The 14,832-nt window shown below is 65.5% G+C and carries 12 protein-coding genes; all 12 read left to right on the plus strand.

Going from position 1 to position 14,832, the window contains the following annotated elements:
* Positions 1-29 precede the first annotated feature (29 nt).
* The 12 genes from U4Y88_RS24995 (at position 30) to U4Y88_RS25050 (ending at position 14,819) form a co-directional block, all read left to right on the plus strand.
* Positions 30-992 carry a Tim44 domain-containing protein gene (locus tag U4Y88_RS24995; protein ID WP_415774495.1) on the plus strand — a complete coding sequence of 321 codons (963 nt, stop codon included), beginning with the start codon at positions 30-32 and terminating at the stop codon, positions 990-992.
* A 158-nt stretch (positions 993-1,150) separates the two neighbouring features.
* A complete protein-coding gene (locus tag U4Y88_RS25000) occupies positions 1,151-1,822 on the plus strand; it encodes an SCP2 domain-containing protein (RefSeq protein ID WP_310634168.1) in 672 nt (223 codons plus the stop codon).
* Between the two features lie 3 nt (positions 1,823-1,825).
* A complete protein-coding gene (gene ubiB / locus U4Y88_RS25005; protein ID WP_321787137.1) occupies positions 1,826-3,403 on the plus strand; it encodes a ubiquinone biosynthesis regulatory protein kinase UbiB in 1,578 nt (525 codons plus the stop codon).
* Positions 3,404-3,455: 52 nt separating this feature from the next.
* Positions 3,456-4,160, plus strand: a complete 705-nt coding sequence (locus U4Y88_RS25010; protein ID WP_224016618.1) for a methyltransferase domain-containing protein — start codon at positions 3,456-3,458, stop codon at positions 4,158-4,160.
* A gap of 198 nt (positions 4,161-4,358) precedes the next feature.
* Positions 4,359-4,721: an FmdB family zinc ribbon protein gene (locus tag U4Y88_RS25015; protein WP_321787139.1), complete on the plus strand. Its 363-nt coding sequence runs from the start codon at positions 4,359-4,361 to the stop codon at positions 4,719-4,721.
* 82 nt (positions 4,722-4,803) lie between these two features.
* On the plus strand, positions 4,804-5,445 hold the full coding sequence (locus tag U4Y88_RS25020) for a DUF502 domain-containing protein (protein WP_224016614.1): 642 nt from the start codon (positions 4,804-4,806) through the stop codon (positions 5,443-5,445).
* A gap of 66 nt (positions 5,446-5,511) precedes the next feature.
* Positions 5,512-7,317 carry an aspartate--tRNA ligase gene (gene aspS, locus U4Y88_RS25025; RefSeq protein ID WP_224016612.1) on the plus strand — a complete coding sequence of 602 codons (1,806 nt, stop codon included), beginning with the start codon at positions 5,512-5,514 and terminating at the stop codon, positions 7,315-7,317.
* Positions 7,318-7,515: 198 nt separating this feature from the next.
* On the plus strand, positions 7,516-7,992 hold the full coding sequence (gene nudB, locus U4Y88_RS25030) for a dihydroneopterin triphosphate diphosphatase (protein ID WP_224016610.1): 477 nt from the start codon (positions 7,516-7,518) through the stop codon (positions 7,990-7,992).
* Positions 7,993-8,081: 89 nt separating this feature from the next.
* Complete coding sequence (locus U4Y88_RS25035) at positions 8,082-9,449, plus strand: phospholipase D-like domain-containing protein (RefSeq protein WP_224016664.1); 1,368 nt, start codon at positions 8,082-8,084, stop codon at positions 9,447-9,449.
* Positions 9,450-9,720: 271 nt separating this feature from the next.
* Positions 9,721-10,320 carry a TetR/AcrR family transcriptional regulator gene (locus tag U4Y88_RS25040; RefSeq protein WP_205996971.1) on the plus strand — a complete coding sequence of 200 codons (600 nt, stop codon included), beginning with the start codon at positions 9,721-9,723 and terminating at the stop codon, positions 10,318-10,320.
* Between the two features lie 72 nt (positions 10,321-10,392).
* On the plus strand, positions 10,393-12,180 hold the full coding sequence (locus U4Y88_RS25045) for an acyl-CoA dehydrogenase C-terminal domain-containing protein (RefSeq protein WP_224016608.1): 1,788 nt from the start codon (positions 10,393-10,395) through the stop codon (positions 12,178-12,180).
* A 197-nt stretch (positions 12,181-12,377) separates the two neighbouring features.
* Positions 12,378-14,819 (plus strand): 3-hydroxyacyl-CoA dehydrogenase/enoyl-CoA hydratase family protein, encoded by a 2,442-nt coding sequence (locus U4Y88_RS25050; RefSeq protein WP_224016606.1) that lies wholly within the window; start codon positions 12,378-12,380, stop codon positions 14,817-14,819.
* Positions 14,820-14,832: the final 13 nt, after the last annotated feature.

The raw sequence follows: 14,832 nt of genomic DNA on the forward strand, positions 1-14,832 counted from the left end.
CCTGTAACAATGCTTCCAGTAAGCTTTCAATGTCTTGGGCGAGGCGGATTGGCACCTTCGCCGTGATCGGCGCGCTGGTGGCGGGCAGCTTCGCGTCGTTCGACGCCGAAGCCCGTCGCATGGGCGGCGGCCGCAGCTTCGGCAAGCAGTCCTCGGTGGCGTCGCAGCGCAGCACCACGCCGCCGCCGGCGCAACCCAGCCCCACGAATCCCGCCCAGCAGGCCGGCGCGCAGCGCGCGCCCGGCACGCCGGCGCCCACGCCCGCCGCCGCACCGGCGCGCAACCGCTGGCTCGGTCCCATCGCCGGTCTCGCGGCCGGTCTCGGCATCGCGGCGCTGCTGTCGCACTTCGGCCTCGGCGAAGCGTTCGCGGGCGCCATGGCCAACATGATCGTGATCGCGCTGATCGCGTTCGTCGCCATCTGGCTGATCCGCAAGTTCATGAACCGCCGCCGTGCTGCGCAGCCTGCGTATCAGACGGGCGGGGCGAGCCTGAACCAGATGGGCGGCTACAACCCGCCGGAGCCGCGCTACACGGCGCCGCCCACGGGCCAGTACCTCGCGCCGGAAGGCAACCCGCTCAGCACGCCGCAGATCGACACGCCGCCCGCGATTCCGGCGGACTTCGACAGCGAAGCGTTCCTGCGTAACGCCAAGGTCTACTTCGTGCGCCTGCAGGCCGCCTGGGACGCGGGCAATATCGACGATATCCGCGAGTTCACCACGCCCGAGATGTTCGCCGAGATTCGCGTCGATCTCGCGGGCCGCGGCGCGCAGCCGAATCAGACCGACGTCGTGCAGCTCAACGCCGACCTGCTCGCCGTGGAAGAACGCGGCAACGAGTACCTCGCGAGCGTGCGCTTCTCCGGCCTGATCCGCGAAGAGGTGGGTGCGGCCGCCGGGCCGTTCACCGAGATCTGGAATCTCTCGAAGTCGCGCAGCTCGGGCGAGGGCTGGCTGCTGGCCGGTATCCAGCAGGTCGAATCGCACTGAACCGCGCTGAGCAAGCGTCGCGCGCGGTTGACGCTGCGCGCGCGCAGGCGAATCTGGCTGGCGGACCAGCCGCCGCGCGGGGCGATCCGGCGGCGCGAACGCTACAATAGGAACCCGCGCGAGCTCGATGCCCGCGCGGGTTTTTTTATTTCAAGCCGATGACTCTCGCCGCCAAGCCCTTCGCCGCCGCTGTCAATCACCTGCTCGCCCGCGAATCGTGGGCCCGCGACCGCCTCGCTCCCTACGCCGGCAAGACGGCCCGTCTGTCGTGTCCGCCCGTCGTGCTCACGCTGCTCGTGCAGCCCGACGGCTATATCGCCGCCGTCGAGGAGCACGAGGCGCAACACGCCGACGTCGCGCTTTCCGTGCCCGCAGGCGCGCTCTCCTCGTACGTGCAGGGCGGCCAGTCGGCCGTCATGAAGCACGTGAAGATCGAGGGCGACGCCGAATTCGCGCAGATCATCGGCAAGCTCGCCGAACATCTGCGCTGGGAACCCGAGGAAGATCTCGCGAAGCTGATCGGCGACGCCAGCGCGTTCCGCGTCGCCGCCTTCGCGCGCACCGTGCATCAGCAGGCGCTTCGCACCGGGCGCAATGTGCTCGGCTCCGTCACCGAATATCTGCTCGACGAAAATCCGCAACTCGTGCGGCGCGCCGAGCTGGACGGCTTCAACACGGAGCTGTCACGCGCGCGCGATGCTCTCGCGCGTGTGGAAAAGCGCATTGAGCGCCTTGAACAAAAATCACAAGCGCGCAGCGCGGGATCGACGCCTTCGAGCGCGGCGCCGCGCGCGCCGAGCCAGACAACCGGCCCGCTACAAGGCAACTAAGACATGCGTTTTCTGCGTTTCCTGAAGATTTTCTTTACGGTCATCCGCTTCGGTCTCGACGAAATGATGTTGAGCCGGATCAATGACCGGCGCGTCAGGCTGTTGCTGCGCATCACCACGATCGGACGCAAGTTCGATCAACCGCCCGGCGTGCGGCTGCGTCTCGCGCTCGAAAGCCTCGGGCCGATCTTCGTGAAGTTCGGCCAGGTGCTCTCGACGCGCCGCGATCTGCTGCCGCTCGACATTGCCAACGAACTCGCCAAGCTGCAGGACCAGGTGCCGCCGTTCGATTCGAAGGTGGCGATCGACATCATCGAAAAATCGCTGGGCGCGCCCGTCGACGAACTGTTCGACGACTTCGAGCGCGTGCCGGTGGCGAGCGCCTCGATCGCGCAGGTGCACTTCGCGAAGGTGAGGTCGGGGCAGCACGCGGGCAAGGCGGTGGCGGTGAAGGTGCTGCGCCCGAACATGCGGCCCGTGATCGATTCGGACCTGCTGCTGCTGCGCGACATCGCCGTGTGGGCCGAGCGTCTGTGGGCCGACGGCAAGCGCCTGAAGCCGCGCGAAGTCGTCGCTGAATTCGACAAGTATCTGCACGACGAACTCGATCTGATGCGCGAGGCCGCCAACGGCAGCCAGTTGCGCCGCAATTTCGCGGGCCTCGACCTGCTGCTCGTGCCCGAGATGTACTGGGAATTCAGCACGCCCAACGTGCTGGTGATGGAGCGCATGGTCGGCGTGCCGATCAGCCAGGTCGACAAGCTGCGCGCGGCGGGCGTGGACATTCCGAAGCTCGCGCGCGAAGGCGTGGAAATCTTCTTCACGCAGGTGTTCCGCGACGGTTTCTTCCACGCCGACATGCATCCCGGCAACATTCAGGTGAGCCTCGATCCGGCGCATTTCGGGCGCTATATCGCGCTCGATTTCGGTATCGTCGGCGCGCTGTCGGACTTCGACAAGAATTACCTCGCGCAGAACTTCCTCGCGTTCTTCAAGCGCGACTATCACCGCGTGGCGACGCTGCATATCGAGTCGGGCTGGGTGCCGCCGACGACGCGCGTCGAGGAACTGGAGAGCGCGATCCGCGCCGTGTGCGAACCGTATTTCGACCGCGCGCTCAAGGACATTTCGCTCGGTCAGGTGCTGCTGCGCCTGTTCCAGACGTCGCGCCGCTTCAACGTGGAAATCCAGCCGCAGCTCGTGCTGCTGCAGAAGACCATGCTGAACGTCGAAGGGCTCGGCCGCTCGCTCGACCCGGAACTCGATCTGTGGAAGACCGCGAAGCCGTATCTCGAACGCTGGATGACCGAGCAGATCGGCCTGCGCGGCTGGTTCGAGCGCCTCAAGATCGAGGCGCCGCAGTGGAGCAAGACGCTGCCGCAATTGCCGCGCCTCGTGCATCAGGTGCTGCTGCATCGCCAGGACCCCGCGCATGGCGGCAGCGACGACACGCTGCGCCATATTCTCGCCGAGCAGCGCCGCACCAATCGCCTGTTGCAGGGGCTCGTGGTGTTCGGCGTAGCGGTGGGCGTGGGCATGCTCGCCGCGCACATGTGGCTGGCGTACGCCTACGGCGGATAAGCCGGCTGGTGAGCAGGGCGCAGGCAGGGAGCGAGACGAAAGGAGCGAGACGATGACGAGCGAACCGGACCAGCCAAAGCAGTCCGCGCAAACGGAACAAACCGCGCAGGCGGAACAAACCGCGCAAGCGGCACAACCCGGCGGCACGGCCCCCGACTTCGCCACGCGCGACCCCGGCGCGCCCGCGTTCTGGGACGAGCGCTTCGAGCGCGGCTTCACGCCGTGGGATCAGGCGGGCGTGCAGCCGGACTTCGAGGCGTTCGCCACGGCACACGCCGACGCGAGCGTGCTGATTCCGGGCTGCGGCAACGCATGGGAAGCGCGCTGGCTCGCCGAGCGCGGCCGCACCGTGCGCGCGATCGACTTCGCGCCTTCGGCGGTGGCGCATGCGCGCAACGCGCTGGGCGATTACGCCGATGTCGTCGAGGAAGCCGATTTTTACGCCTACCGTCCGCCGTTCGCGCCGGACTGGATCTTCGAGCGCGCCTTCCTGTGCGCGCTGCCCAAGGCGCAGCGCAGCGCCTACGCGCGCCGCATGGCCGAACTGCTCGCGCCGGGCGCGCTGCTGGCGGGCTTTTTCTTCTTCGACGACGCGCCCAAAGGGCCGCCGTTCGGCATCGCGCGCGACGAACTCGACGCGCTGCTCGCCCCATTTTTCACGCTGCTCGACGAGCACGATGTGAGCGCATCGCTGCCGGTATTCGCGGGCCGCGAGCGCTGGCTCACGTGGCGCCGTAACGACGCCGCCGTCGCCTGAAACCGCGCGCCGCGCGTGTATCGCGGCTTATATCGCCGATCACGCCCTTGATCGTGCGCCATCCGCCCCAAACTGCTGCGTAGCCCCGCTCAAACGACCCGTCCTGGCAATTACCAGGCCAGGGGAGCGTTTGCGGCTATAATTCAAGGCTTTGCAAGCATTTACCGGAATTTCATCCGTTTCATCAGGAAAGAGATCATGCCGATCTACGCTTATCGCTGCGAATCGTGCGGCTTCGCCAAAGACGCGCTGCAAAAGATCAGCGATGCGCCCCTGACGCAGTGCCCGAGCTGCGGCGCGGACGCGTTTCGCAAACAGGTCACCGCGGCCGGCTTCCAGCTGAAAGGCTCGGGCTGGTACGTCACGGATTTCCGTGGCGGCAATAGTGGCAACAACGGTGGCACGAGCGCTGCGGCCACGGGCGCGAAGGGCGGCGAAGCCGCGGCTTCGTCGTCGTCGGAAGGCGGCAAGTCCGAGAGCGCAAGTCCGGCTGCACCGGCGGCCGCCCCCGCATCGACCGGCGCGGCCGCCGCGGCGCCCAGCGCGACGGGCTCGACCTGACAACCCTGTGGTCCGGCAGACTTCCTGAGCGAAGCCGGGCCGCGCAAGCGCCGCGCCCGAGCGCGGCCTGGATGGCGTGTACATGACGATCAAGAAAGCGACCTTCAAATCGGTGTTCCTGACCGGCCTTCTGGTGCTGGTGCCGCTGGCCATCACGCTGTGGGTGCTGAATCTCGTCATCGGCACGATGGATCAGACGCTGTTGCTGCTGCCCGAATCGTGGCGGCCCGAGCGCCTGTTCCACATGCGCCTGCCGGGTCTGGGCGCGGTGCTCACGCTGGCGTTCATCTTCGTCGTGGGCGTGCTCACGCACAACTTCATCGGCCAGAAACTGGTGGAGTGGTGGAACGCGCTGGTGCGCCGCATTCCGATCGTGGGGCCGCTGTACAGCAGCATCCAGCAGGTTTCCGATACACTGCTTTCGAGTAACGGCAATGCCTTCCGCAAGGCACTCCTGATCGAATATCCGCGCAAGGGCTCGTGGACGATCGCGTTCCTGACCGGCATCCCCGGCGGCGACGTGGTCAACCATCTTCAGGAAGATCACGTGAGCGTGTATGTGCCGACCACGCCGAATCCCACGTCGGGCTTTTTCCTGATGGTGCCGAAGAGCGAAGTCATCGAACTCGACATGACGGTCGATGCCGCGCTCAAGTATATTGTTTCGATGGGCGTCGTCGCGCCGGCCGCGAATGCACGCCGCCCCATCGATCCCCCGCTTTAAATACCGGACGCCCGCAACCGTGCGCGCGCTTCCCGTTTAATTCACGCATAACGAAAGACGAACATCATGTCGATGAGATCTGAATACTGCGGTCTGGTGACCGAACAGCTGCTGGGCCAAACTGTTTCGCTGTGCGGATGGGTGCAGCGCCGCCGCGACCACGGCGGCGTCATCTTCATCGACCTGCGCGACCGTGAAGGCCTCGTCCAGGTCGTCTGCGACCCGGATCGCGCCGAGATGTTCAAGATCGCCGAAGGCGTGCGCAACGAGTTCTGCGTCCAGGTGAAGGGTCTCGTTCGCAATCGTCCCGAGGGCACGGTCAACGCCAACCTCACGAGCGGCAAGATCGAAGTGCTGTGCCACGAAATCGTGGTGCTGAACGCGTCGGTCACGCCGCCGTTCCAGCTCGACGACGACAACCTCTCGGAAACCACGCGTCTCACGCATCGCGTGCTCGACCTGCGCCGTCCGCAGATGCAGCACAACCTGCGCCTGCGTTACCGCGTGACGATGGCCGTGCGCAAGTATCTCGACGCGCTCGGCTTCATCGACATCGAAACGCCGATGCTCACCAAGAGCACGCCGGAAGGCGCGCGCGACTACCTCGTGCCGTCGCGCACGAACCCGGGCCAGTTCTTCGCGCTGCCGCAGTCGCCGCAGCTGTTCAAGCAGCTGCTGATGGTGGCGAACTTCGATCGCTACTACCAGATCGTCAAGTGCTTCCGCGACGAAGACCTGCGTGCCGACCGTCAGCCGGAATTCACGCAGATCGACTGCGAAACGTCGTTCCTCGGCGAGCAGGAAATCCGTGATCTGTTCGAAGACATGGCGCGTCACGTGTTCAAGGAAACGATCGGCGTCGAACTCGACGCGAAGTTCCCGGTCATGCCGTACTCGGAAGCCATGAGCCGCTTCGGTTCGGACAAGCCCGACCTGCGCGTGAAGCTCGAATTCACCGAACTGACCGACGCCATGAAGGACGTCGACTTCAAGGTGTTCAGCACGCCGGCCAACAGCAAGGACGGCCGCGTGGCCGCACTGCGCGTGCCGAAGGGCGCCGAACTCTCGCGTGGCGACATCGACGGCTACACGGAATTCGTGCGCATCTACGGCGCGAAGGGTCTCGCTTGGATCAAGGTCAACGAAGTCGCGAAGGGCCGTGACGGTCTGCAAAGCCCGATCGTCAAGAACCTGCACGACGCGTCGATCGCCGCGATCCTCGAGCGCACCGGCGCGCAAGACGGCGACATCATCTTCTTCGCGGCCGATCGCGCGAAGGTCGTGAACGACAGCCTCGGTGCGCTGCGCCTGAAGGTCGGCCATTCGGAATTCGGCAAGGCCAACGGTCTGGTCGAGAAGGGCTGGAAGCCGCTGTGGGTGATCGACTTCCCGATGTTCGAGTACGACGAGGAAGAAAACCGCTACGTGGCCGCGCACCACCCGTTCACGAGCCCGAAGGACGAGCACCTGGAATACCTCGAAACGGATCCGGGCCGCTGCCTCGCGAAGGCGTACGACATGGTGCTGAACGGCTGGGAAATCGGCGGCGGTTCGGTCCGTATCTATCAGGAAGACGTGCAGAGCAAGGTGTTCCGCGCGCTCAAGATCAATGCGGAAGAAGCGCGTGCGAAGTTCGGCTTCCTGCTGGACGCGCTGCAATACGGCGCGCCGCCGCACGGCGGTATCGCGTTCGGTCTGGACCGTATCGTCACGATGATGGCCGGCGCCGACTCGATCCGCGACGTGATCGCGTTCCCGAAGACGCAACGCGCACAGTGTCTGCTCACGCAGGCGCCGAGCGCGGTGGACGAGCGTCAGCTCAAGGAACTGCACATCCGTCTGCGTCAGCCTGAGCAGAAGCCGGCGCAGTAAGCCGCGCGATCCGCAGGCGGCGCGCTTGGGCGCGTCGTCCTGCCAGCAAACAAAAAAGGCGCATCGTGCGCCTTTTTTGCTTTTTGCGTTAAATTCTTTCACAAGCGCGCCGCACACTGCGCAGCGGCGCCCCGCGCGCGGCGTGTGCTCCGCGCGCCGTGCTCCACGTGCCTCGCCTCACCCTTTGTTTGCCCCATCATGCAGAAGCCGCCGAAGATTCCCGAATCCGTCCTGGTCGTCATCCATACGCCGCGGCTCGACGTGCTGATCATCGAGCGCGCCGATCGCGCCGGCTTCTGGCAGTCGGTCACGGGCTCGAAGGACCATCTCGACGAGCCGCTCGCCGAGACGGCCGTGCGGGAAGTGGGGGAGGAAACCGGCATCGCGGTGGGCGCAAACGGCGTGTCCGCCGCCGCGCTGCTCGACTGGCGCCACCAGATCGACTACGAAATCTATCCGGTCTGGCGCCACCGCTACGCCGAAGGCGTGACGCGCAACACCGAGCACTGGTTCAGCCTTCAGGTGCCGGACGGCACGCCCGTCACGCTCGCGCCGCGCGAGCACACGGCGTATCTGTGGCTGCCTTACGAGGAAGCGGCGGCGAAGTGCTTTTCGTCGTCGAATCGCGAGGCCATTCTGCAGCTGCCCGCGCGGCTGGCCGGAGCGCAGCCGTGAGCGATACCCGCCGCGCCGATTCCGGCCGTTCCGGCCAGCCCGGCGACGATCCGGGCGATCTGGATTCGGGGATCGAACCGCGCCGCGTCATGCGGCTGCGCGAGGCGCTGCTCGGCAAGCGCTATCGCTCGCGCTACCGCTTCACGAGCGGCAACGACGTGCGCCTGTTCCACTCGGGCGAGGGGCTGTTCGGGGCGATGATCGAGCGCATCGACGCGGCCCAGCGTGATGTCGCGCTCGAAACCTATATCTTTTGCAGCGACACGATCGGCCAGGCCGTGTCCGAGGCGCTGATGCGCGCGGCGCGCCGCGGCGTGCGCGTGCGCGTGATCACCGACGGCATCGGCTCGCCGCACCTCGCGCTGTTCGATGCGTGGCCCGCGGCGGGCATCGAGCATCGCGTCTACAACCCGCATATCTTCGGGCGCTTCGGCTTTTCGCGCACGCACCGCAAGCTCGCGGTGATCGACGATCAGTACGCGTATTGCGGCGGCATCAACATCGTCGACGACATGGAAAACGACGGCAAGCCGCTGCCGTTCGCGCGCTGGGATTTCGCGCTCGAGCTGGCCGGTCCCGTGGTCGTGGACGTGCGCGAGGCCATCGAGCTGCAGTGGCGACGCATCCGGCTCGGCCATCGTCCGCCGCTTGGCGCGCCGGTGCTGCCGGGCGGTCAGCCGCCGCTGTCGCCGGGCGTGCCCGCGAGCGCCGGATACATGGCGCCGCATCCCACGGGCCACACGGTCATGCAGCCCGCCAAGGCGGTCAACGAAGTGCTGCGCGAACTGGCGCCCGTGGTGCGCACGAGCCGCGCACAGCGCATCATCGCGCGGCTGCGCGAGCGTCTGCGCGCGGGCGTGCCCGATCCGCGCACGGCGCGCGTGCCCTGCGTGGCCTTCGTCGCGCGCGACAACGTGGTGAACCGGCGCGCGATCGAGAAGGCCTATCTCGACGCCATCGGCGAGGCGCGCAAGGAAGTGCTGCTTGCCAATCCCTACTTCATGCCCGGGCGGCGGCTGCGCCGCGCGCTCGTGGAAGCGGCCACGCGCGGTGTCACGGTCAAGCTGTTGATCGGACGAAAAGAGTTCAAGGTGCTCGACTACGGCACGCCGTTTCTCTATCACCAGTTGCTGAGCGCGGGCGTGCAGATCGCCGAATACGAAAAGACCATGCTGCACGGCAAGGTGGCCGTGGTCGATTCGAACTGGGGCACGGTGGGGTCGTCGAATCTCGACGCGCTGAGCCTCGTGCTCAACAACGAGGCCAACGTGCTGCTCGTGCTGCATCCGCAGATCGAGCAGTTGCGCGGCGAGATCCTGAGCGCCTTCGACGAATCCCCGCGCATCGACCGCGCGCGCTACGAGGCGCGGCCCTGGCACGTGCGCGCGGTGAACTGGCTCGCCTGGAACTCGTATCGCGTGGTCATGAAGATGCTCACCGTGGGCGGCTATGACTAGGCCGCGCGACCCGCTGCGGGCAGCGCCGGCGCCGCAGCGCAAGCCGCTTGCCTGCCACATGAATCGCCCCGCTTGCAATCGAGAAATGTTCCCTTGTGCGCGGCGCGCGAAGCCCGAAAATTAGAGTACCGGTTAGAAATCGGTTTCTAATAAAGTCCTTGTTTCACGGACGGCTGTCCTCAACAATAGTACGGCCGTTCGATTTAATTCCGGCCCAGATGCGAGCAGTTAAAGCCCACATCGCGGCCACATCGTTACGGTAAATAAAGCTATGCGAAAAGGCGAACAGACCCGCGCCGCCATTCTGGATGCAGCACTCGACCTCGCGAGCCGCGACGGCCTGGAAGGCCTGACGATCGGCTTGCTGGCCGAGCGCATGCAGATGAGCAAGAGCGGCGTTTTCGCGCACTTCGGTTCGCGCGAAGATCTCCAGGTCGAAGTCGTGCGCGAGTACCACCGCAGATTCGAGGAAGAAGTCTTCTTTCCGAGTTTGCGCGAACCGCGTGGTTTGCCCCGTCTGCGTGCGATGCTGTCGCGATGGTTCGAGAAGCGCATCCACGAAGTCACGACCGGCTGCATCTACATCAGCGGCGCGGTGGAGTACGACGACCGCGCGGACAGCCAGGTGCGCGAGCAGCTGGTGGCGAGCGTGACGATGTGGCGGGCGGCATTGCTGCGCGCCATTTCGCAGGCGATCGAGGAGGGGCATCTGCGACGGGACACCGATCCCGCGCTGATGTTGTTCGAACTGTATAGCGTAACGCTGGGTCTGCATCATGACGGCCGTTTCCTGCACTTGCCGGACGCAGTCGACCATACGTGGGCCGCGTTCGAAAAACTGATTGTTTCGTATCAGAGCGTCAGCCAGTAGCCCACCCCGCGCACAGCGCCGCGGCGGTACGCGAAAGCCCGACACTCTAAGGCTCTATCAAGGGAGAAAAACATGGGACAGTACACCGCGCCGCTGCGTGACATGCAATTCGTGTTGCACGAACTGCTGAACGTGGAAGGCGAAGTCAAGCAGATGCCGAAGCACGCCGACCTCGATGCCGACACCATCAACCAGGTGCTCGAAGAAGCGGGCAAGTTCTGCTCGGAGGTGCTGTTTCCGCTGAACCAGGTCGGCGACCGCGAAGGCTGCACGTACGCCGGCGACGGCGTCGTCACCACGCCCACTGGTTTCAAGGAAGCGTACAAGCAATACGTCGAGGCCGGCTGGCCCGCGCTGGGCTGCGATCCCGATTACGGCGGCCAGGGCCTGCCCGCGTTCGTGAACAACGCGCTCTACGAAATGCTCAACTCGGCGAACCAGGCGTGGACCATGTATCCGGGTCTCTCGCACGGCGCCTACGAATGTCTGCACGCGCACGGCACGCCCGAACTGCAGAAGGCCTATCTGCCGAAGCTCGTCGAAGGCGTGTGGACCGGCACGATGTGTCTGACCGAGCCGCACTGCGGCACCGACCTCGGCATCCTGCGCACCCGGGCCGAACCGAACAGCGACGGCTCCTACGCAATCACCGGCACGAAGATCTTCATCTCGAGCGGTGAGCACGACATGGCGGAGAACATCATCCACCTCGTGCTCGCGCGCCTGCCGGACGCCCCGCAAGGCACCAAGGGCATCTCGCTCTTCGTCGTGCCGAAGTTCATCCCCACGGCCTCGGGCGACGTGGGCGAGCGCAACGGCATCAAGTGCGGCTCGATCGAACACAAGATGGGCATTCACGGCAACTCCACCTGCGTGATGAACCTGGACGGCGCGACGGGCTGGCTCGTCGGCGAACCGAACAAGGGCTTGAACGCCATGTTCGTGATGATGAACGCCGCGCGTCTGGGCGTCGGCATGCAAGGTCTGGGCCTCACGGAAGTCGCGTATCAGAACTCGCTCGTGTACGCGAAGGAGCGCCTCCAGATGCGCTCGCTCACGGGCCCGAAGGCGCCAGAAAAGGCCGCCGATCCGATCATCGTGCATCCCGACGTGCGCCGCATGCTGCTCACGCAGAAGGCCTGGGCCGAAGGCGCGCGCGCCTTCACGTACTGGGCGGCGCTGCACATCGACAAGGAGCTGTCGCACGCCGACGAAGCCGAGCGCAAGGAAGCCGGCGATCTCGTCGCGCTGCTCACGCCGATCATCAAGGCTTTCCTCACCGACAACGCGTTCGAGAGCACCAACCTCGGCATGCAGGTGTACGGCGGCCACGGCTTCATCTCCGAGTGGGGCATGGAGCAGTACGTGCGCGACGCGCGGATCAACCAGATCTACGAAGGCACCAACACGATCCAGTCGCTCGACCTGCTGGGCCGCAAGGTGCTCGGCGACATGGGCGCGAAGCTCAAGAAGTTCGGCAAGCTCGTGACGGAATTCGTCGAAGCCGAAGGCATCAAGACGGAGATGCAGGAGTTCGTGAATCCGCTCGCCGACATCGGCGACAAGATGCAGAAGCTCACGATGGAAATCGGCATGAAGGCCATGCAGAACCCGGACGAAGTGGGCGCGGCCGCCGTGCCGTATTTGCGCACGGCGGGCCATCTGGTGTTCGCGTACTTCTGGGCGCGCATGGCGCGCATCGCGCTCGACAAGGAAAGCTCGGGCGATCCGTTCTACAAGTCGAAGCTGGCCACGGCGCGCTTCTACTTCGCGAAGCTGCTGCCCGAAACGGCGACCTCGATCCGCCAGGCGCGCGCGGGTTCGAAGACGCTGATGGAAGTCGACGAAGCGCTGTTCTAAGCGCTTGCGTGATGCGCCGCGTCTTCACGCGGGCGCATCACGCGACTTCGAATCGCCTGATCGAATCACCGAATCGAATCACCCAATCGCATCACCGAATCTCTCAAGCGGCGCACCGGCCAGAATAACGACACACCGGTTCGCGCCGCGAAACATCTCCTATCCGCTCGACATTGCATATCCGCTGGAGGAACAACGTGAGCAATCTTAATATTCGCAAGGTGGCCGTGCTCGGCGCCGGCGTGATGGGCGCGCAGATCGCCGCGCACCTGATCAACGCCCGCGTGCCCGTGCTGCTGTTCGATCTGCCCGCGAAGGAAGGCCCGAAGAACGCCATCGCGCTCAAAGCCATCGAGACGCTGAAGAAGCTCTCGCCCGCGCCGTTCGGCGTGAAGGACGACGCGCAGTACATCACGCCCGCGAACTACGAAGACGACATCGCGAAGCTCGCGGAATGCGACGTGGTGATCGAGGCGATCGCCGAGCGCATGGACTGGAAGCACGACCTCTACAAGAAGGTCGCGCCGCACATCGGCCCGAAGGCGATTTTCGCCACGAATACCTCGGGTCTGTCGATCACGGAACTGTCGCAAGGTTTCGACGACAACCTCAAGGCGCGCTTCTGCGGCGTGCACTTCTTCAATCCGCCGCGCTACATGCATCTGGTCGAGCTGATCCCGACCGCGCAGACGCAGCCGGAGATTCTCGACCAGCTCGAATCGTTCCTCACGAGCGTCGTGGGCAAGGGCGTGGTGCGCGCGAAGGACACGCCGAACTTCATCGCGAACCGCGTCGGCATCTTCTCGATTCTCGCGGTGATCGCGGAAGCGCAGAAGTTCGGTCTGCGTTTCGACGAAGTCGACGACCTCACGGGCAGCCGTCTGGGCCGCGCGAAGTCGGCGACCTTCCGCACGGCTGACGTTGTGGGCCTCGACACGATGGCGCACGTCATCAAGACGATGCAGGACAACCTCAAGGACGATCCGTTCTTCCCGGTCTACGAGACGCCGGCCGTGCTGGCGGGTCTGGTCGCGAAGGGCGCGCTCGGCCAGAAGACGGGTGGCGGTTTCTATCGCAAGGAAGGCAAGGCGATCAAGGTGCTCGACGGCAAGACCGGCGAGTACGTGGACGGCGGCGCGAAGGCCGACGAACTCGTGGGCCGCATCCTCAAGCGTCCGCCCGCGGAGCGTCTGAAGCTGCTGCGCGAATCGGAGCATCCGCAGGCGCAGTTCCTGTGGTCGATCTTCCGCGACGTGTTCCATTACATCGGCGTGCATCTGCAATCGATCGCCGATAACGCGCGCGATGTCGATCTCGCGATCCGCTGGGGCTTCGGCTGGAACGAAGGTCCGTTCGAAGGCTGGCAGGCCGCGGGCTGGAAGCAGGTCGCCGAATGGGTGAAGGAAGACATCGACGCGGGCAAGACGCTGTCGAGCGCGCCGCTGCCCGCCTGGGTGTTCGAAGGCGCGGTCGCGAACAACGGCGGCGTGCATGGCGCCGACGGTTCGTGGTCGCCGGCTGAAGCGCGCTTCGTGCCGCGCTCGGATCTGCCGGTCTACGAGCGTCAGGTGTTCCGCGCGGCGCTGTTCGGCGAGTCGAACGCGCGCGACCCGAAGAGTTTCGGCAAGACGCTGTTCGAGAACGAGCATCTGCGCGCGTGGGTCGACGACCGCGCGGGCGAAGACGACGTCGTGATCGTCTCGTACAAGAGCAAGATGAACACGATGGGTCCGGGCGTGCTCGACTCGCTCGTCAAGGCCATCGAGATTGCCGAAGACGGCTACAAGGGCGTCGTGATCTGGCAACCGACGTCGCTGAAGCTCGGCGCGCCGGGCGGTCCGTTCTCGGCGGGCGCGAACCTCGAAGAAGCCATGCCCGCCTTCATGATGGGCGGCGCGAAGGGCATCGAGCCGTTCGTGAAGAAGTTCCAGGACACGATGCTGCGCGTGAAGTACGCGAACGTGCCGGTCGTGGCGGCAGTGTCGGGCATCGCGCTCGGCGGCGGCTGCGAAATCATGCTGCACAGCGCGAAGCGCGTCGCGCACATCGAGAGCTATGTCGGTCTCGTCGAAGTGGGCGTGGGCCTCGTGCCCGCGGGCGGCGGCCTGAAGGAAGCGGCGATTCGCGCAGCCGAAGGCGCGGCGTCGATCGGCGCCGTGCCGAGCGATCTGCTGCGTTTCCTGCAGAAGTCGTTCGAGAACGCGGCGATGGCGAAGGTCTCGGGCTCGGCGCTCGAAGCGCGCACGATGGGCTATCTGAAGCCGTCGGACACGATCGTCTTCAACGTGTTCGAGCTGCTCGACACGGCGAAGAAGGAAGCGCGCGCACTGAGCGCGTCCGGTTATCGTGCGCCGCTGCGCGCGAAGCAGATTCCGGTCGCGGGCCGCTCGGCGATCTCGACCATCAAGGCCTCGCTCGTCAACATGCGCGACGGCCGCTTTATCAGCGACCACGATTACCTGATCGCGGGACGGATTGCTGAAGCCGTGTGCGGCGGCGACGTCGAAGCGGGCAGCCTGGTCGACGAAGAATGGCTGCTCACGCTCGAGCGCCGCGCGTTCGTCGATCTGCTCGGCACGCAGAAGACGCAGGAACGCATCATGGGCATGCTGCAAACCGGCAAGCCGGTGCGCAACTAAGCGGCACGACGTA

It is taken from the genome of Paraburkholderia sp. J94 (assembly GCF_905220285.1).
Classification (GTDB): domain Bacteria; phylum Pseudomonadota; class Gammaproteobacteria; order Burkholderiales; family Burkholderiaceae; genus Paraburkholderia; species Paraburkholderia tropica_A.

Coding starts and splice junctions, on each gene's coding strand:
- U4Y88_RS24995 (WP_415774495.1), top strand. CDS start 30: ATGTCTTGGGCGAGGCGGATTGGCACCTTCGCCGTGATCGGCGCGCTG.
- U4Y88_RS25000 (WP_310634168.1), top strand. CDS start 1,151: ATGACTCTCGCCGCCAAGCCCTTCGCCGCCGCTGTCAATCACCTGCTC.
- ubiB (WP_321787137.1), top strand. CDS start 1,826: ATGCGTTTTCTGCGTTTCCTGAAGATTTTCTTTACGGTCATCCGCTTC.
- U4Y88_RS25010 (WP_224016618.1), top strand. CDS start 3,456: ATGACGAGCGAACCGGACCAGCCAAAGCAGTCCGCGCAAACGGAACAA.
- U4Y88_RS25015 (WP_321787139.1), top strand. CDS start 4,359: ATGCCGATCTACGCTTATCGCTGCGAATCGTGCGGCTTCGCCAAAGAC.
- U4Y88_RS25020 (WP_224016614.1), top strand. CDS start 4,804: ATGACGATCAAGAAAGCGACCTTCAAATCGGTGTTCCTGACCGGCCTT.
- aspS (WP_224016612.1), top strand. CDS start 5,512: ATGTCGATGAGATCTGAATACTGCGGTCTGGTGACCGAACAGCTGCTG.
- nudB (WP_224016610.1), top strand. CDS start 7,516: ATGCAGAAGCCGCCGAAGATTCCCGAATCCGTCCTGGTCGTCATCCAT.
- U4Y88_RS25035 (WP_224016664.1), top strand. CDS start 8,082: ATGCGGCTGCGCGAGGCGCTGCTCGGCAAGCGCTATCGCTCGCGCTAC.
- U4Y88_RS25040 (WP_205996971.1), top strand. CDS start 9,721: ATGCGAAAAGGCGAACAGACCCGCGCCGCCATTCTGGATGCAGCACTC.
- U4Y88_RS25045 (WP_224016608.1), top strand. CDS start 10,393: ATGGGACAGTACACCGCGCCGCTGCGTGACATGCAATTCGTGTTGCAC.